Here is a 17,356-nt window from a genome sequence, read left to right on the forward strand (position 1 = left end):
CTCAACACCTCAACACCTCAACACCTCAACATCCTCTTCGCCGGTCGCCTTGAACCTCAGAAAGGCGTGGTTGTCCTCTGCGAGGTGCTGAAGATGCTTGCAGGCGACGCACGCTACCACTTCACCATCGCCGGCGACGGCTCGCAGCGCACACTCGTAGAGCAGACCCTCGCGGACATAGCATCATCAGGAAAACCCATCAACGCGCAGCTCGTGCCCCCTATCTTCGGACTCGCCGGCTACATGCAGTCGTTCGACTATCTGTTCATGCCGTCGGAGTTCGAAGGATTGAGTATGCTCTCTATGGAAGCGAGCCTCAACCGCCTGCCCGTCATCGCCAACGCCTGCCCTGGACTTGCCGACACGCTGCCCGCCGACTGGGCACTGCTTGCGCACAACAACAGCATCGATGACTACCGCCGCATCTTCAACGAACTTCTGCCCACCGCCGACCACGACGCACTCACGCAGCAAGCCTACGACTTCGCCAAAGACCGCTTCTCCGTTCGCACGATGCAGGAGCGCTACGAAGCGCGGTATAAGGTGGCTGGTAGATAAGCAACAAAAAAACGACATATCTCAGGGAAAAAGCCCTAAGATATGTCGTTTTTCTGTATATGTTCAGCGGCTACTTATACACTACGTAAATCAACACGAGTACTACCATCTTCACGATAACTCTGAACGTGAGTTGCTTCTGACGCAACGTAAGGCAAAGATACAATGTATATACGCCTAAAACGAAGCCTAAAGCCAGGGCTACCAGCGTGTAAACAGACACCTGAAAGTGGTTCACGGCAATTGTTGCTAATGGCAATGCCAAAAAGAAGTCGACACCTTTCATGAACTTTGTAACTCTCGAAGGCTTTTCGCCCTCACTCTCCTCCGACTTGCCTTTCACTAACGCACGCTTCATCATGAAGTCGACTAAAAGCAATACCGCGACTAAAAGAGCAAACAGGATAATTACATAATAAAACATCTCATTTCTTTCCATAGCACAAATAGTAAAAATCTCGGTTGCAAATATAAAGGTTTAAACTATAACAACCTATAGTTATTCTTATTTTTTAACAATCTAATTATATCTAACACACATTGTTATGCTTTATTACGATTCTTGCAAAATCATACATTTATGAATATAATCGATTGTAAAATATTCTGTTCAAAGCAAGGATACATTGTTTTTTATTTGTACCTTTGCAACGTCTATCGTAGAGACTGCTGCTTGAATTTGCAACACCCGGGTATGCAGTCTCTACATATACATTTTTTGAGCGATCCGGCTCCGCCTACTTCAACAAATCAAAACATCTTGATTGCTCAGAACTTTTAAAGTATTACTAACTACAAGTGTTGCAAAACAAAAGACAATGAGTATTCGTTATCTACTTTCATTGGCTCTGTTAGCTATTGGGGGGGGGTAGTTCTTCCTGGGCTCAGACCAGTGACATCAAGACCTCGGCGAATGTAAACAATCCCGAGAGAGTGTACACCATCAGCAACTGCAACGGACTGATGATGACTCCGTACACATCGCCTACACGTACAAACGAGAATGCAGGCAAGTTCGCCTTCTATGCTGCAAGCACAGAAGGTCAGTATCTCATCTACAACGTCGACAGCAAGGTGTGGGTTTCGTACGACAAAGCCTACAGCTACAGCTACAGCAACGGACCGGGCAAGGCAAAGCTCATCAGCGACAAGACGAACGCACAACCGTGGAAGGCTACTAAGACAACCGCCCAGAACGGCACAGCGGCTTACGAGTTCCAGCCGATCACCTCTACCGGCAAGGCAGACAAATACATGAACTGGCACGGTGGCATCGACTTCAACCCCGTAGACAACAAGACCATCACCGTGGGTCTGTGGCAGGACAACGGCAAGCAGGACAACGGCAGCGCATGGGTGCTGCAGGAGATGGTGTCTAACACGTACACCGTTAGCGGCGCAAGCGTCACAATCAACGGCAAGACATACAACGACGGCGATAAGATTACTGTGAGCGGATCGTTGCTGCCAAGCGACGTGACCGCGCCCGAGAAGGACGGCAAGTTCGCCACCGTACAGATCGACCCCGCAACAAACACCATCACCGTAGCTTACTACGACCTGCCCACACTCGAGGACAGCGAGCCGTACACCAACGCATGGCTCTACCCGATACAGCAGGACAAGGTTGGCGACGCAACAGCATGGAAAGATAATAACGTTTACACATTGGGCAACAAGGTGCTTCAGGCAAGCTTCCTCAACACCGAGAAGGCTATCTACTTCCTCGGCTCTAAGGCTATGAACCTGGTGGCTGGCACAGAGCCTTTCTACGTGAGCTTCGGCTCGGGCGTGAGCGTGGCTGCAAGCCAGATGACACTCGGCAAAGTGGAGCTGGTAGACCTCGCTGCCGAACCGAACGCCATCCGCGGCGTGAAGCACTATGCAGGCAAGGCTCTACAGGCTAACTACACATACTCGTACAACGGACAGCAGATCAGCATCGTATGGCGCGCTGTTCTGCGCTCGGGCAGCCACTACCTGCGCACCGAGATGGAACTCACCGGCGTAGACAACGTGGACATGTTCAGCATCATACCGATGTCGTACAAGGTGGACACCAAGGCAGCGGGCAGCAAGCCGAGTGCCATCGGTAACACACGCGGCAAGGTGATTCTGAACGACAAGATATTCGCAGGTCTTGAGACTCCTACCGCATTCAACACTGTAGAGGACGTGGCTAACACCGACTACTCTATCATCCAGGGTATGTGGAGCCGCCACACTACACTGAAGCAGGGCGAGACATGGAAGGTGTCTGCCGTCGTAGGTCTCATCGCGCAGGACGGCAAGCAGAGCTCAAAGAACATACGCGAGACACAGAAGCGTCGTTCGTTCCTGGCTTACTCTGAGCGCGAGCGTGCAGTGCCTTGGCGTGCTAACCCATGCTACATCAGCTGGTATGAGCTTAACATCGACCGCAACAATGCGGCTCCGGGCAGAGAGTATACAAACATGACTGCCGACGGCGTGCTCGACGTAGTGGCACACTGGAAGAGCAGCCTCTGGGACCGCTACAACGTGGCTCCGAAGAACTTCGTAATCGACGACGGATGGGACAACTACGGTACATGGACATTCCATAGCGGTTTCCCAAGAGAGATGCGCGACATAGCTTCGCAGGCTGCCGAAATGGGCGCAAGCGTAGGTGCTTGGCTCGGTCCGGTAGGCGGCTACGGAAAGAGCGGCGACTACCGTCGCGACTACTGGAAGAACAACGGTGGTATGCAGCTTTCTAACCAGAAATACTACGACACATTCCTCGCAGCAGCTACAAACCTCGTGAAGAACCAGCACGACGAGAACGGCAAGGGCTCGTTCGGCTTCTTCAAGTTCGACGGTATCTCTGCTCAGGGTACAGCCGTAGGTCCTGACCCAGGCGACACCGGCAACGAGAACGCTGAGGGCATCATCCGTATGGAGCAGTACATCCGCGAGAACCTCAAGGAGGACATCTTCTTCAACACTACCGTAGGCACATGGGCATCACCGTTCTGGTACAAGATTACCGACGCGACATGGCGTCAGGATGCCGACTGGAAGAAGATTGGCACCAACCCGAACGACCGCGAGGCATGGATCACATACCGCGATATGCAGGTATATAACATCTATGTTACCGACTCTCCTCTGTGTCCAATCAACACCTTGATGACTCACGGCTTCATCCTCACCGAGCACGGCGACGTGAGCAAGAACATGAACTACGAGAACGCTCTCAACGAGTTGCGCTGCGCATTTGCTTGCGGTAGCGGCATGGTAGAGCTCTACAACGATTATAAGCTCATGGACAAGATCAACAACGGCAAGTTGTGGTCTGACCTCGCTGACCTCATCAAGTGGCAGAAGGATAACGCTGACGTACTGATGGACGCTCACTGGGTAGGCGGCAATCCGTGGAACGGCTACAGACACGAGATCTACGGCTGGGCTGCATGGAACGGCAAGAAGTCGACACTCACCCTGCGCAACGGCGACGTGGCAGCGAAGTCAATCACCCTCACTCTGCGTGAGGCTCTGGAGATTCCGGCTAACATCTCTGGCAAGATCGTCCTCACAAAGCCATTCGACGACCAGGCTGCCCTGGAGGGTCTCACCGAGGGTGAGGCTATCGACATCGACCAGCAGCTCACACTCACTCTGCCTGCTAACAGCGTGTTCATGTTCGGCGGTGTAGAGGCTAATGATGCTACAGCCATCAAGAACGTTGTAAACAACGAGACGGAGACACTTGCTAATGCTACATTTTACGACCTCAGCGGACGCAAAGCTACAGCTAAGCACGGCGTGCTCGTTAGCAAAAACAAGAAATACATCGTACGCTAAGTATTGACACGCAGACAAGCATGTAAGCGTACAAGCATAACAAACAAAAAGAGGAGCCTCGGCAAAACCGAGACTCCTCTTTTTTACGTCTATATTATTGCAATACAATAAAACCAAAAGACTATCGCTGTGCCCAGAAGCAAGCACCGGCTGTAGCCATGCGTGCCTCGTAGAGACCGGCTGCGTCAGGTGTGACGGTGATTGAACGACCGTCCTGCAGACGAGCCTGGATAGTGCCGTCATCGTTGATGCGGAAGAGCTCTTCAATCTTACCCTTCTCCTCCTTGCTCCAAGAGTTGGTCTTCTTGTCGTACTTGAACTTGCTAACCTCACCATCAGGCGACTTCACCTTGTAGCCGTTGCGCAGAGTGGTCACAGCGTAGAGTTTGCCGTCCTTGCCCGTAATCTCCTGCGTTTCGCCTACGCGCTGTGCCATCGGGTTACTGCCTGTCCAGAACTCGATAGAGTTGATGACGAGCACGTCAGCAACGGTACATACCGCGTATGCCGGCGAGATGAGGATAAAGATAAGTTCGTTAAGGAACTTATTGTCTGTTGCCTGCTTGTTCCAGCCTGCCAACTTGTTGAACAGAGCGAACGAACCTACACACGAGCTTGTCAACAACGTGGCTGCGAGAAGCACAGCCGAAACTTTAAGATGTCTGATTTTCATAATTCTTTTGAGTTTTAAAAGTTATTTTCTGAATTTTCGCAAGTTCAATTAATAATTAATAATTAAAAATTACTAATTTACTTCAGGCTCATGCGCAGCGTCTTGCCTTCAATCAGCTGCTTATGAGTGATGCGGTAGCCGTTGAGCTTCTTGCCGCCGAGCGTCATGCTCTTGATGTAGAGTTGCGACGGCGATGTGCGGTCGGTCTCGATGGTGATGTCGCCCTGCGGATAGAACTTCGGATCGAGGTGTAGCGTCACCTTATCGAACACCGGTGTGGTGAGCGTGTAGGAAGGATCGCCCGGGTTGTCGGGATACAGACCCATCATCGAGAAGATAGCCCAAGCCGACATGGTGCCGGTGTCGTCGTTGCCGGGGATGCCGTCCGGACGCGCTGTGTAGTACTTGGTGAGCAGGTCGTTCACAGTCTTCTGCGTGCGCCACTCGTCGCCCTTGAAGTAGGAGAAGAGGTATGCGTAGGCGATGTCAGGCTCGTTGGCAGGGTCGTAGAGGCCCTTGTCGAACACCATCTGCAGCTTGTCGCAGAACTTGCGCTGTCCGCCCATGAGCTTAGCCATGCCCAACACATCGTGCGGAGCATAGAACGTGTAGTTCCAAGCCGAACCCTCGTGGAAGCCCGGCGCATTGGTGAAGTCGTAGCCGTCCTCAGGGTTGAACGGCGAGAGGAACTTGCCGTCCATTGTTATCGGGCGCAGCGTGCCGCTCTCCTTCGAGTAGTAGTGCTTGTAGCCGAGAGCGCGCTGACGGAACAGCTTGGCATCAGCCTTGTGTCCGAGTTCGCCAGCAAGTATAGAGAGCGCGTTGTCGGCGAGGTAGTACTCAAGAGCGTGCGACACGGAGTTGTCGCCCGACATATCGGCAGCATAGTAGCCCATCGGCACGTAGCCACGCTCGATGTACGGGTCGATATCGGGGCGCATACGGTTGTTCTTGCCCTCAGTAGTAGCCGATGTGCGGAACGCCTTATAAGCCTCGTTGATGTCGAAACCGCGCAGACCGCGCATATAAGCATCGGCGATGTAAGGGATGGCAGGGTCGCCCTCCATTGTCCATGTCTCGCGTGAGAACAGCTCCCATTTAGGCATCCATCCCCACTCGCGGTACATGTCAATCATCGAGTTGATCATGTCCACCTGCTTGTCGGGATAGAGCAGTGTCTCGAGCTGCGAGAGGTTGCGGTAGGTATCCCACAACGAATAGACGGTGTAGCGGTTGCCGGCGGTCTTGCCGTTCTCGTTGCTTTCCATCTTCGGATACTCACCGTTCACGTCCTGCAGCACGGTCGGGTGAATCTGTGTGTGGTAGAGAGCGGTGTAGAACACACGGCGCTGGTCCTCGGTACCACCCTCTACGGTGACGCGGTCGAGCGTGCGCGCCCACTCGTCGTGACCCTCTTTCACTACCTTCTCAAACTCGAAGCCCTTCTGTTCTGCGTTGAGGTTCTCGCGAGCGTTGGCGATAGACACGAACGACACGCCTACCTGCACTTCCACCTGCTCGTCCTCGGCGCAATCGTACGACATATAATAGCCTATATCGTTGCCCGCCATGTCGCGTCCGTAGCCCGGATAGAGCTTGTACTTGCCCTGGTCAGAGTCCCACTGCGCCTGAGCGTTGCCGAAAGCCGGCTGTTTCTTCCACATGCCGTAAGCAGCGGGCTTCTTGTTCACACGAACGACGAAGTACATCGGGAACACCGCCTGCGGATTGTAGCAGAACGTGCCCAGGAGGCGTGTGCCCTCGAACTCGGTGTCGCTGACGCGGCGCAGCGAAGCACCCACCTCGTTGGTGAGTCCGTTACCGAGGTTGAAGAGTAGGTTGCCCTTGCCCTTCGGGAAGGTATAACGCTCAATAGACGAGCGCAGCGTGGAAGCCACCTCGCACTTGATGCCGTACTTTGTAAGCTCGGTGCTGTAATAGCCCGGACGCGCCGTCTCGTTCTTGTACTCGGAGCCATAGCTGCGATAGTCGACGCAGAGCTCGCCCGATGTCGGCATGGTGAGCAGTGTGCCCATCTCGGGGCAGCCCACACCGCTGAGCGTAACGTGCGCAAAGCCGGTGAAGTACTTGTTGTTATACTCATAGCACGCCGACCACCAGCGCTTGTCCTTGTCCTGCACGTTGAGGTCGGAGCCCATCACGTTGAACGGCACCACCGACATCAGTCCGTGCGGACGTATCGCACCCGGGTTGCAGATGCTGAAGTTAGTTGTTCCGATGAACGGGTCCACGTACTCTACGTTGTCTTTCGCCGAGGCATTGAGCGCTCCACACGCCAGCAATGCAGCCACAGCCATGTACTTCAAGTTCTTCATTCGTATGTATGTTTTGTTTTTAGTTTTGATTAGTCACTTATATGCAATAGCATTACTATTTGCAAAATAAAGCATTTTAAATGAAATATCCCTATAAAAAGAACAAAAAATTACATCTAAACACACTACTGCCACATTCACCTACAGTTAAATTAAATTAAAGCGAATTGACATTTTAATTATATAAACATCTTATATATAGTAGTTTTGAAGTTTAAGTGCTAACTTTGCATTGAAATACAACTTTGCAAACAGATAAAAACAATAAAGATATGAAAAAAGGAAACGTATTCGCTATCGCGATGTTCGCAGGCTTGTTCACATTCTCAAGCTGCGCAATGAAGAAGGATCTTGTTAACTGCCAGAATGAGAACAAGGAGCTCACCGGCAACTACCAGACAGCAAAGGAGGACCTCGCTGCATCAAAGGCTCGCGTGGCAGCTCTTGAGGAGCAGCTCAATGCGTCTAAGGAACTGCTGAAGCAGCAGAAGGCTGACTACGCTGCGCTGCAGGCTTCGCTCGACAAGAGCTTGACAAACGCCGGCGACAACAACATCAACATCTCTAAACTCGTAGACCAGATCAACGAGTCGAACCAGTACATCCGCCACTTGGTTGAGGTGAAGTCGAAGTCTGACTCGCTCAACATGGTGCTCACCAACAACCTCACACGCTCGCTCTCTAAGGAGGAGTCAAAGGAAGTGGACGTGCAGGTGCTCAAGGGTGTTGTTTACATCTCGCTTGCTGACAACATGCTCTACAAGAGCGGTTCGTACGAAATCAACGAGCGTGCTTCGGAGACTCTGAGCAAGATTGCTAAGATCATCACCGACTATAAGGACTACGAGGTACTCATCGAGGGTAACACCGACAACGTGCCAGTAAACGCCAAGGCTGCGTCGATGAAGAACATCCGCAACAACTGGGACCTCTCTTGCTTGCGTGCTTCGAGCGTGGTGCAGGCTCTGCAGAACCAGTATGGTGTAGACCCGAAGCGCCTCACAGCTGGCGGACGTGGCGAGTACAACCCCGTGACTGCTAACTCTACTGAGGTGGGCAAGCAGCGCAACCGCCGCACACAGATTATCATCACTCCGAAGCTCGACCAGTTCATGGACCTTATCGACAAGGCTCCGGAGAACGAGTAAATCGAATTGAAAGTTGAAATTAGTAATTGAACTCTCGCAAGTTCAATTACTAATTAATAATTACCAATTAAAAAACTCCCTTGCAGACTGCAGTCTGCAAGGGAGTTTTTATATCTATCATTGAATAGACTTATTACTTCATCATTTCGTTGAACTCGTCGAGAGTGATCTCCTTCTCGTTGAGAGTAACGGTGTTCTTGAGTGCAGCAGCGAGCTTCACGTCGATTGCGCGCTCTACGAAGTTGTCAACAGCCTCACGCTTCTTGAGAAGCTCGTTAGCGTAGTTGTCGATGTACTCTTCAGGAATGCTTGTCATGCCGTACTGAGCGAACTGCATACGAGCCATCTCCTTAGCTGCCTCACGGATGTCAGCGTCCTCTACCTTAACCTCAGCTGCCTTAACGAGCTGCTCCTTGATGAGGTGCCACTCGAGCTGCTTGATGCTCTCAGCGTAGTTCTTCTCTACGAACTCCTCGCCCTTGTCCTGGTTGTTCAGGAGCATAACGCGCTTGAGGAGTGCGTCCGGCCATGTGAGCTCGCCTACCTTCTTCTCGCAGTACTCGCGAACGTCGAGGAGGAACTTGAAGTTAGAGTTGGTCTCGAGCTGTGGCTTGAGAGACTCAGCAATCTTGTTACGGAACTCTTCCTCACTCTTCACCTCGTCCTTACCGAACACCTGGTCGAAGAGGTCCTGATTGATCTCTGCCTTCTTGTAGCGGCTGATCTCTGTGATCTGATAGCTGAAGTCAGACTCGAGCTCCTTAGCTACCTCGCGGTCGATCTTGAGGAGAGCAGAGATCTCTGCTTCGCCTTCCGGATAAGCCTTGCGCGGGTTGAATGTGATGATGTCGCCGAGCTTAGCACCCTTGAAGAGGTCCTTCTGCTCGTCAACCTTGATATATGAAGGCATAAGAACAGCAGCCTCAACGGTGATGCCACCTTCCTTTGTGTTGCCCTCAGCGTCGAGCTCGCGCAAGTCGCCCTTGAGCATATCGTTCTTTTCGCCATCGTACTCCTCTACCTTCTCGTAGCTGCCTGCACGACCAGCGTACATGTCTACCTGCTCGTTGATGAGCTTCTCGTCAGCCTTGATTGTGTAGTAGTCGATCTTGTTGCGGCCGTCGAGAGTGATGTTGAACTCCGGAGCAACAGCAATGTCGAATACGAATGTGTAAGGAGCTGGCTTCTCGATGTCAGCCGGAGTCTCCTGCTTGTCAGAAGGCAGAGGCTCGCCGAGCATCTGGATATTGTTGTCCTTGATGTATTTGTAGAGCTGCTCGCCTACGAACTTGTTTACAGCGTCGTAGCGTACAGATGCACCGAACTGGCGCTTGATGAGACCCATAGGAGCCTGACCCGGGCGGAAACCAGGGATGTTAGCCTTCTTACGGTAGTCCTTAAGTGTCTTCTCGACAGAGTCCTGGAAATCTGACTCTTCGACTGTGATAGTCAACAGACCATTCACTTTGTCGGGATTTTCAAATGAAATGTTCATTTCTTCGTTGTTTGTATTTATTGTTTTTACTTATTATATTTCACGGAAGTGCAAAATTACACATTAATAATGTAAATAGAGAATATATAGGTCAAAAATTTGTTTTTTTAACAAGCTCTTGCAGCACTGTTCCGTCCATTCTGCGCACGCGCAGCACGCCGTCGTCGTAGGTTGCGAAAGTGGGTTCGTTGCCGCCTTTTGGGAATGTTATAGAGCCGAGGTTGCAGACCACGTCGCCCTGCTCTGTCGCTTCGAGCTTCCAGAGGTGGGTATGTCCGTAGATGAATATGTCGTACTTCAGCGTAGGACGGTTCTGCTCGTTGTAGACGTGTCCGTGTGTGAGAAAGAAGCGTTGTGTGCCGTCTACGACGAGGGCGTAGTCTGCCATCATCGGGAACTCCAACAGCATCTGGTCGACCTCGGCATCGCAGTTGCCACGCACGGCTACGATGCTGTCCTTGCGCTCGTTGAGTAGTGCCACGATGCCCTTCGGGTCGATGCCCTCGGGTATGCTGTTGCGCGGTCCGTAGTTGAGTATGTCGCCCAAGATGCAGAGCATATCATAGTGTTCGCGGTCGTAGAAGCCGAGCACTTGCTGCAGTGTGGGCAGACAGCCGTGAATATCCGAAACAAATAATATCTTCATATTGTTGGTTATACCTTAAAGTTCTTGTTACTTATCCTTGCAGTTCGCGCTCGCGGTCACGCTTGCGCTTCTGCTCGTCGACGAGTTGGAAATCCTTCATCTTCAGCTCGAACTGCGAGCCGAGGTACTTCTCGCGTACGATGCGGTTCTGCGCCAGTTCCTCCGGCTTGCCCTGGAAGAGGATGCGTCCCTCGAAGAGCAGGTAGGCGCGGTCGGTGATGGTGAGCGTCTCCTGCACGTTATGGTCGGTGATGAGGATGCCTATGTTGCGGTACTTCAGTCGCCACACCACGTGCTGTATCTCCTCCACGGCGATAGGGTCTACGCCGGCGAATGGTTCATCGAGCATGATGAACTTCGGGTCGATAGCGAGGCAGCGTGCAATCTCAGTGCGTCGACGCTCGCCACCGGAGAGTTGGTCGCCCATGTTCTTGCGCACCTTGCCGAGGTTGAAGTCGGCAATGAGCGCTTCGAGTTTCTCCAACTGCTCATGGTGTGTTAGCTTTGTCATCTCGAGCACCGCCATGATATTGTCCTCCACGCTTAGTTTGCGGAACACGCTCGCCTCCTGCGGCAGGTAGCCGATACCGGCACGCGCACGCTTATAGACGGGATAGTCGGTTATCTCCTTGTCGTCGAGGTAGATATGTCCGTCGTTAGGCACGATGAGTCCGGTGGTCATATAGAACGACGTTGTCTTGCCGGCACCGTTCGGGCCGAGCAGTCCTACGATTTCGCCCTGCTTCACGTTGATAGACACGTCGTTGACAACGGTACGCTTGCCGTATCGTTTCACCAGTCCTTCGGTGCGGAGCACCATGCAGTGGGGTTTCTCCTCTGCTGCAGCTTCAGCCGCCTGACCATTCTTTATGTCGATTTCGCTCATGTTCTTGTTATTCTATTATTGTACAAAGGTAGTGCAAATTGATAGAAATACCACAAATAAAACATAAAAACTTAGGTGTAATGCCGAGTTTTTATGTTTTTATTGCTACTTTTGCAGCATTATTACAATATTATATAAAGAGAACGCAACTATGTTGATATTAAAATACTTAAACACATTAGGCCGTTACATCCTTCTGATGGGACGTTCCTTTGCGCGACCGGAGCGTATGCGCATGTTCCTGAAGCAGTACACCAAAGAGATGTCGGCGCTCGGTGTCGACTCCATAGGCATCGTACTGCTCATCTCGTTCTTCATCGGAGCCGTTATCTGCATCCAGATGAAACTGAACATTCAGAGTCCGTGGATGCCGCGCTGGGTGTCGGGCTACACCACACGCGAGATTTTGCTTTTGGAGTTCTCCTCAAGTATCATGTGTCTTATCCTCGCCGGCAAGGTGGGGTCGAACATCGCTTCGGAGTTGGGCACAATGCGCGTGACGCAGCAGATTGACGCGCTGGAGATAATGGGTGTCAACTCCGCCAACTATCTCATCCTGCCGAAGATATTAGGACTCGTCACACTGATGCCGTTCCTCGTCATCTTCTCCTCGGCTACGGGTATTCTCGGAGCCTACGGCACGGCGTACATCGGACACATCCTCTCGCCCGAAGACCTGACACTGGGCTTGCAGCACTCGTTCAACGCGTGGTTCATGTGGATGAGTATCATCAAGAGTCTTGTCTTCGCGTTTATCATCGCGAGCGTGTCGAGCTTCTTCGGCTACACCGTCGAGGGCGGCTCGGTGGAGGTTGGCAAGGCGAGTACCGACGCTGTTGTCAGCTCAAGTGTGTTAATATTATTCTCGGACGTGTTCCTTACTCAGCTGCTCAGCTAAGCAAAATGAAGTTGTTGTGGTGAGATGGTAAGATGTTGACATTACTATATCAACAACATATCTCAACACCACAACATCTCAACACCTCAACAACAAATATCAACATCTCAACACCACAACATCTCAACATCTTATGATAGAAGTAAAACACTTATATAAGTCATTCGGCGACAAGGAAGTGCTGAAAGACATCAACGCCGTCTTCGAGGACGGCAAGACAAACCTCATCATCGGACAGAGCGGTTCGGGAAAGACCGTGCTGATGAAAAACCTCGTGGGTCTGCTCACGCCTACGAGTGGCAATGTGCTCTACGACGGTCGCAACTTCGTGGCGATGTCGAAGGAAGAGAAAGTGCAGATGCGCCGCGAGATGGGCATGATTTTCCAGAGCGCAGCGCTCTTCGACTCGCTCAACGTATTGGAGAACGTGATGTTCCCGCTCGACATGTTCTCGAAGATGAACTACCGCGAGCGTGTGCGCCGTGCTCAGGAGTGCCTCGACCGCGTGAACCTCGGCGATGCCCAACTGAAGTATCCGGGCGAGATATCGGGCGGTATGCAGAAGCGTGTGGCTATTGCGCGCGCCATAGTGCTCAACCCGAAGTATCTGTTCTGCGACGAGCCTAACTCGGGTCTCGACCCGCACACGTCGCTCGTCATCGACGAACTGCTCTCGTCTATCACAAAGGAGTATAACATCACGACCATCATCAACACGCACGACATGAACTCGGTGATGGGTATCGGTGAGAACATCCTGTTTATATATCAAGGCAACAACGAGTGGCAGGGCACAAAGGACGACGTGATGGGTGCCACAAACGAAAAACTCAACGACCTCGTCTTCGCTTCCGACCTCTTCAAACGTGTAAAGGAGGTTGAAATGAACAAGCTGCGTCAAGCGCAAGCCAACAGATAAAAGCTGTATAAAACAGACAAAAGCTGTATAAAACACAAAGACAAAGGGGTTAAGCCGTCGGCTTAACCCCTTTGTCTTTCTATCTCGTCCACCTTATCCATTACATTCGCTGGCGGACGCTGGTTTAGGTATTCATTCTTCATATACTCCATGTACGGTGCAACGTGCTCAAAGAACTGCTGATAACCACGGCAGAGGTAGTTCTTGCCGGGGTTGCCGTAGCGGTCGTTCACGAAACGGTTCTTCGGACACTCGCCGTGACAGGCAAACTCCCAACGACATTCCTTGCACTCCTGCGGCAGCGACTTGTGTTTAAGCTCGCTGAAGTGCTGCTGTTGCTCGCCATAGAGCATCTCGGTGATGGTTTTCTCGCGTATGTTGCCCAAGCGGTATTCGGGGAAGACGAAGTGGTCGCAGGAGTAGACATCGCCGTTGAACTCCATCACGCCGGCGTGTCCGCACTCTTTGGCGTACATACAGATGCCTGGCGTCACGCCTACCCAGTTGGCAAGCATACAGTCGAACAGCTCCACGTATATCTTGCCCACGTCGTGGCGCACCCACTCGTCGAAGATGGTGCAGAGAAAGCGTCCCCACTGCTCGGGCGTGACGCTCATGTCCGATAGCGGTGCGTCGGCAGCATCGGTGAGCGTGGCGAGATGTCTGCCGTCGGCGTGGCTCACCGTGCGCTCCACGATGGGCGTGAACTGTAGATACTGGCAGCCGTTCTCCTTGAAGAAGTGGTAGAAGTCGAGCGGATAGTCGGCATTGAAGTCGTTCACCACCGCCATGGCGTTCCACTCCACACCGTGCCTCTTCAGCAGGCGTATGCCGTGCATCACTTTCTGCCATGTCTGTCCGCCCGACGCAGTGCGGCGGAACTCGTCGTGAAATTCCTGTGGTCCGTCGATGGAGATGCCCACGAGCCAGTTGTTCTCGCGCAGGAAGCGGCACCACTCGTCGTTGAGCAGCGTGCCGTTGGTCTGTATCGAGTTGGAGATGCGTCTGCCCGCGCCGTACTTGCGCTGCAGCTCCACCGCTTTTCTGTAGAACGCCAGTGGGCGCAGCAGCGGCTCGCCGCCGTGCCATGTGAAGAGTATGTCGGGCGAGGTCTGCGCCTCAATGTACTCTCGGGTGAACTGCTCGAGCATCTCCTCCGTCAGCACACGCTTCTGCGTGTCCTTGTAGAGGTTCGACTTCTCAAGATAGTAGCAGTACTCGCAACGCAGGTTGCAGGCTGCGCCGACAGGTTTGAGCATAACGTATAGCGGACGGGCAAAGGGAGATATGGTTGACATAGATGGTGAGGTGGTGTTATGTTGAGATGGTGATGATGGTGAGATGGTGAGATGGTGAGATGGTGAAATTGGGGTGATATTGGGATGAGACAAAATTACGGATTATTATTCTATTAACGCATTGATATGGTTTAATATTTTGCGCAAAATCTGAAAAAATGACAAAAAAGCAACCAAAACAGAACAAAATTAAAGTAATTCAAAATAAAAGTGGCAGATAATTTGTGGATATTAGAAAATAAAACTATCTTTGCAAACGAAAATTATCATCAATACATAACAACCTACCAAGACCATAAGACACAAACCGTCTGCGAGCGGTCTTTTTACAGGACGAAGCGAGCAGATAAGTACCTTTTAAACAATCACCTAATAATTACCTTCTCAAAGAATAAGAAAAACTGATAGTCATCACTTTACTATTAATTGAAAAGCCATGTCGCAGTTGATGCAACATGGCTCTTTTTTTTGTTTATGTGATCTTCTCAGCGTAGCATCCAACAGCCGTCGTGCAGCACGAGTGGCACAACGACTTCTTCTTTCGTCTTGTCGCCGAAGCCGAGCAGCAGGTATGCCTCACCCACGTGCTTCGCGGTGTCGGTGCGTGCGCCCACTGCTTCTACGCTCACCAAACCCTGGTGGTCGGTCTTCATCTGCCCTACATACTGCTTTGCGCTCACGATGAGTTGCTCGCGGTAGCTCTCGGGTATGCTGTCGGGGCGGTAGAAGCCGTCGATGTATGCCTCACACTTGCCGTGAAGCAGATTTTCGTAGTAGAGCTTCGCCGCACGCGATGCCAGCTCGTCGGGGCTGACGTCTGATGCCTTGTTGCCGCAGGAGGCGAGGGCCAGACAGCACAAGGTTGTTATTAAATATATAATGTGTCGCATAGATTGGTGTAAATAGAGGGTGCAAATAGGGGCGCAAATAGGGGGTGCACTTGTCTCAAGTGCACCAACCTGTTAGATTGGTGCAGATAGGTTGGTGCAGTTGAGACAACTGCACCCCCTTAAGAGACAACTGCACCCCCTTTAGTTACTTCTGTCGGATGAAGATGTTTATTGGGCAGCCGTGCATTGACCAGTTGTCGCGAATCTTGTTCTCGAGGAAGCGGCGGTACGGCTCCTTGATGTACTGCGGCAGGTTGGCGTAGAACACGAACGACGGAATCTGCGTGTTAGGCAGCTGCGTGCAGTACTTTATCTTGATGTACTTGCCCTTTGTTGATGGTGGCGGGTATGCCTCGATGAGCGGCAGCATCACTTCGTTGAGCTTCGATGTGCCCACGTGCGCCTTGCGGTTGAGGTACACCTCCTTGGCTGTTTCGAGCACCTTGAAGATGCGCTGCTTGGTGAGTGCCGAAGCGAAGATGATCGGGAAGTCGACGAACGGAGCCATGCGCTGACGGATGGCGTTCTCGAAGGTCTTGATGACTGCCTGGTCCTTGTTCTCCACGAGGTCCCACTTGTTCACAACCACCACAAGCGACTTGTTGTTGCGCTGTATGAGCTGGAAGATGTTCATGTCCTGTGCCTCGATGCCGCGTGTTGCGTCGAGCATGAGGATGCAGACATCGGAGTTCTCGATGGCGCGGATGGAGCGCATCACCGAGTAGAACTCAAGGTCTTCCGACACCTTGTTCTTGCGGCGTATTCCGGCTGTGTCCACGAGGTAGAAGTCGAAGCCGAACTTGTCGTAGCGTGTGTAGATAGAGTCGCGCGTTGTGCCGGCTATCTCGGTCACGATGTTGCGGTCTTCGCCGATGAAGGCGTTGATGATAGAGCTCTTGCCGGCATTCGGGCGTCCTACTACGGCGAAGCGTGGTATGCCGTCCTCTACGTCTTCCTTCACTTCGGGTTTAAGCTTTGTGAGCACGAGGTCGAGCAGGTCGCCCGTGCCACTGCCGGTTGCCGACGAGATGCACTGCGGCTCGCCGAGTCCGAGTGCGTAGAACTCAGCCGCGTCGTATATCTGGTCGTTGTTGTCGGTCTTGTTAGCCACGAGTATCACGGGGAGCTTTGTGCGGCGAAGGATAGTTGCCACGTCCTGATCCCAGTCGGTGAGTCCGGTCTGCACGTCGACGACGAAGAGCACCACGTCAGCCTCCTCGGTTGCCACTATCACCTGCTTGCGGATGGCATCCTCGAAGATGTCGTCGCTCTTCACGACCCATCCGCCGGTGTCTACTACAGAAAACTCGCGTCCGTTCCACTCGCACTTGCCGTACTGACGGTCGCGTGTTGTGCCTGCGGTGTCGCTAACGATTGCCTGACGTGTCTTGGTCAGGCGGTTGAACAGTGTAGACTTGCCCACGTTCGGGCGTCCCACTATTGCCACTAAATTTGCCATATTCTTTTAGTCATTCTTTCCTCCGCATCTCACGGAGGCTTGTAGGATGTGGTCTCTGCATCCTTGTTAACGATTTTCCGAAGCTGACCTGACTCCGGCCCTCGCCAGTCTGACGAGAGTGTCCCCTCTTTGCTATTCAGGGGGAAGCGACAGCGAGCTGTCGCAATTTTGAGTTTTGAGTTTTGAATTGTGAATTGTGCGCTTCGCGCATTTTGAATTTATGAATTTTGAATTGAGATTTACGAGTTAGGAGTTGAGAATTATGAGTTACGAATTCTTAATTCAAAATTGATTAACTCAAAATCGGCGCAGCCGATAATTCAAA

Annotated in this window: 14 protein-coding genes; 5 read left to right on the forward strand and 9 right to left on the reverse strand. The window is 52.1% G+C overall.

Translation table 11 applies throughout. From position 1 onward, the window contains the following. The coding region (locus HMPREF0673_RS14770; protein ID WP_007901310.1) for a glycosyltransferase family 4 protein at positions 1-558 on the forward strand (558 nt) is incomplete at its 5' end. 70 nt (positions 559-628) lie between these two features. On the opposite strand, the gene HMPREF0673_RS09245 is transcribed toward HMPREF0673_RS14770, so the two are convergent. After that, on the reverse strand, positions 629-919 hold the full coding sequence (locus HMPREF0673_RS09245) for a hypothetical protein (protein ID WP_157591678.1): 291 nt from the start codon (positions 917-919) through the stop codon (positions 629-631). Positions 920-1,491: 572 nt separating this feature from the next. Here HMPREF0673_RS09245 and HMPREF0673_RS09250 point away from each other — a divergent pair. Next, entirely contained in the window at positions 1,492-4,383 is a 2,892-nt protein-coding gene (locus HMPREF0673_RS09250; RefSeq protein WP_050804978.1) for an alpha-galactosidase, read from the forward strand. Between the two features lie 121 nt (positions 4,384-4,504). On the opposite strand, the gene HMPREF0673_RS09255 is transcribed toward HMPREF0673_RS09250, so the two are convergent. Together HMPREF0673_RS09255 and HMPREF0673_RS09260 are read right to left on the reverse strand one after the other, a co-directional pair. Beyond that, positions 4,505-5,056, reverse strand: a complete 552-nt coding sequence (locus tag HMPREF0673_RS09255; protein WP_007901317.1) for a DUF3332 domain-containing protein — start codon at positions 5,054-5,056, stop codon at positions 4,505-4,507. Between the two features lie 77 nt (positions 5,057-5,133). Continuing rightward, positions 5,134-7,392: a GH92 family glycosyl hydrolase gene (locus HMPREF0673_RS09260; protein ID WP_007901319.1), complete on the reverse strand. Its 2,259-nt coding sequence runs from the start codon at positions 7,390-7,392 to the stop codon at positions 5,134-5,136. A 272-nt stretch (positions 7,393-7,664) separates the two neighbouring features. Between HMPREF0673_RS09260 and HMPREF0673_RS09265 the strand changes: the two genes are divergently transcribed. After that, positions 7,665-8,540: an OmpA/MotB family protein gene (locus tag HMPREF0673_RS09265; protein ID WP_007901321.1), complete on the forward strand. Its 876-nt coding sequence runs from the start codon at positions 7,665-7,667 to the stop codon at positions 8,538-8,540. Between the two features lie 133 nt (positions 8,541-8,673). Here HMPREF0673_RS09265 and tig read toward each other — a convergent pair whose 3' ends face one another. The 3 genes from tig to lptB form a co-directional block, all read right to left on the reverse strand. Continuing rightward, positions 8,674-10,035, reverse strand: a complete 1,362-nt coding sequence (tig, locus tag HMPREF0673_RS09270) for a trigger factor (protein ID WP_007901328.1) — start codon at positions 10,033-10,035, stop codon at positions 8,674-8,676. 91 nt (positions 10,036-10,126) lie between these two features. Continuing rightward, entirely contained in the window at positions 10,127-10,681 is a 555-nt protein-coding gene (gene yfcE / locus HMPREF0673_RS09275; RefSeq protein WP_007901330.1) for a phosphodiesterase, read from the reverse strand. 31 nt (positions 10,682-10,712) lie between these two features. Then, a complete protein-coding gene (gene lptB / locus HMPREF0673_RS09280; RefSeq protein ID WP_050804981.1) occupies positions 10,713-11,501 on the reverse strand; it encodes an LPS export ABC transporter ATP-binding protein in 789 nt (262 codons plus the stop codon). A gap of 217 nt (positions 11,502-11,718) precedes the next feature. On the opposite strand from lptB, the gene HMPREF0673_RS09285 reads away from it, so the two are divergent. Continuing rightward, positions 11,719-12,465, forward strand: coding sequence for an MlaE family ABC transporter permease (locus HMPREF0673_RS09285; RefSeq protein ID WP_007901333.1), 747 nt, complete (start codon positions 11,719-11,721; stop codon positions 12,463-12,465). Positions 12,466-12,598: 133 nt separating this feature from the next. Then, positions 12,599-13,384 (forward strand): ABC transporter ATP-binding protein, encoded by a 786-nt coding sequence (locus tag HMPREF0673_RS09290; protein WP_007901335.1) that lies wholly within the window; start codon positions 12,599-12,601, stop codon positions 13,382-13,384. Positions 13,385-13,446: 62 nt separating this feature from the next. Here HMPREF0673_RS09290 and HMPREF0673_RS09295 read toward each other — a convergent pair whose 3' ends face one another. The 3 genes from HMPREF0673_RS09295 to der all read right to left on the reverse strand — a co-directional run bounded on the left by HMPREF0673_RS09295 (position 13,447) and on the right by der (position 17,031). After that, positions 13,447-14,682: an anaerobic sulfatase-maturation protein gene (locus HMPREF0673_RS09295; RefSeq protein ID WP_040596721.1), complete on the reverse strand. Its 1,236-nt coding sequence runs from the start codon at positions 14,680-14,682 to the stop codon at positions 13,447-13,449. A gap of 485 nt (positions 14,683-15,167) precedes the next feature. Beyond that, a complete protein-coding gene (locus HMPREF0673_RS09300) occupies positions 15,168-15,572 on the reverse strand; it encodes a hypothetical protein (protein WP_007901358.1) in 405 nt (134 codons plus the stop codon). Positions 15,573-15,717: 145 nt separating this feature from the next. Continuing rightward, positions 15,718-17,031 carry a ribosome biogenesis GTPase Der gene (der, locus tag HMPREF0673_RS09305; protein WP_007901360.1) on the reverse strand — a complete coding sequence of 438 codons (1,314 nt, stop codon included), beginning with the start codon at positions 17,029-17,031 and terminating at the stop codon, positions 15,718-15,720. Positions 17,032-17,356 lie beyond the last annotated feature (325 nt).

It is taken from the genome of Leyella stercorea DSM 18206 (assembly GCF_000235885.1).
Classification (GTDB): Bacteria; Bacteroidota; Bacteroidia; order Bacteroidales; family Bacteroidaceae; genus Prevotella; species Prevotella stercorea.